General features: G+C 80.7%; 1 protein-coding gene and 1 pseudogene. One reads left to right on the top strand and one right to left on the bottom strand.

The genetic code is table 11. The features are described 5' to 3' along the window. Positions 1-250 (bottom strand): hypothetical protein (locus ACFV0G_RS39510; protein WP_380558810.1); only part of this gene is annotated, 250 nt, incomplete at its 3' end. Between the two features lie 166 nt (positions 251-416). Here ACFV0G_RS39510 and ACFV0G_RS39505 point away from each other — a divergent pair. Further along, a pseudogene (locus ACFV0G_RS39505) lies at positions 417-1251 on the top strand (hypothetical protein); the annotation flags it as partial.

The following is a 1251-nucleotide window of genomic DNA, read 5'->3' as shown; positions in this document are numbered from 1 at the left end:
CGCCGATCCCCTCGACCGCCCAGAGCCCGGCGTACGGCGCGAGCAGCCCGTACAGCGCGGGTGCCGCGGGGTGCCCGCCGAGCAGGCCGACGGTCTCGGCGGCCTGGGCCACCATCGGCAGCCACTCGCTGTCGCGCGGCGCGTCCGCGAGCCGCGGGGCGACGGCGGTCAGCCGGCGGGCCGCCTCCCCGAAGCGGCCGAACTGGGCGGCGACCAGGGCCAGGGCGACCCGCGGCCAGACGCCCGGCACCTCCTCCAGCGGCGGGGCCGGCGGCCAGCAGGGCGGCCAGCCCGGCGGTGTCCCCCCGGGCCGTGAGCAGGCACCAGCGCTGGGTCGCGGTCAGCATCTCCGCGTTCGGGCTGCCGGCCCGGCGCCCGGCCCGCTCGGCCCGGGCGAGCTGGCGCTCGCAGTCCTCGTGCCGGCCCTCCAGCAGGGCCCGCGCACCGCGCCACAGCGGCACGTACCAGCCGTACAGCGGCCGCCGCAGGGTGTCGGCGAGCGCCCCGAAGGCCGTCACCTCGTCCTCGGCGGCCGGGTGCCGGCCGGTCTCCAGCAGCGCGACCAGCCGCAGGCGGCGGCCCAGCAGCTCCAGGGCCGGGTCCGGCAGTCCGCGGGCCAGCCGGATCACCTCGTCGGCCCAGGCCAGCCGCTCCCGGCAGTGGTCGGGGCCGGAGCGGGCGTCGCAGAGCGCGGCGAGCGCCGAGCCGAGCGCGGCCGGGTCGCGGGCACCGCGGGCGAGCCGCACCGCCTCCTCGGCGAGCGCGATCCGCTGCTCCTCCGGTTCGACGAGGGCGCCCGCCACCGACAACCGTGCGGTGACCGCGGCCAGCAGCGCCGGCCGGCCCTCGCCGAGCAGCCCGCGGGCCTCGGCGAGCAGGTCGAGCTGCTCCCGGTCGAGCAGGGCGATCTCGAAGCCGACCGGTCCGGTGCCGAGCCCGAGTGCGGCCCGGGCCAGCAGGTCGGGGCGGCCGCAGGCGCGGGCGAGCGCGGCGGCGCGCAGGCAGGCGGCCCGCGCGGCGGCGGGCTCGCCGGTGCCGAACCTGGCGGCGGCCAGGGCGAGATGGAGTTCGGCGAGATCGGCGGGCCGGTCGCCGGGGTCGGCCCCGGCGCTGCGGCCGTACCAGTCGGCGGCGTCCTCGAAGGCCAGCAGGGCGGCCGCCCGGTCGCCGGCCAGCCCGGCCTGGCGGGCGGCCGCGGGCCGGTGCGCGGGGCCCGCGCGGTCTCATATAAAAATCTTAACCTGCCGACCC

Source organism: Kitasatospora sp. NPDC059571 (assembly GCF_042735675.1).
Lineage (GTDB): Bacteria > Actinomycetota > Actinomycetes > Streptomycetales > Streptomycetaceae > Kitasatospora.
The sequence above is the reverse complement of the archived record's forward strand: the minus strand, read 5'-3'. Positions and strand labels throughout refer to the sequence as shown.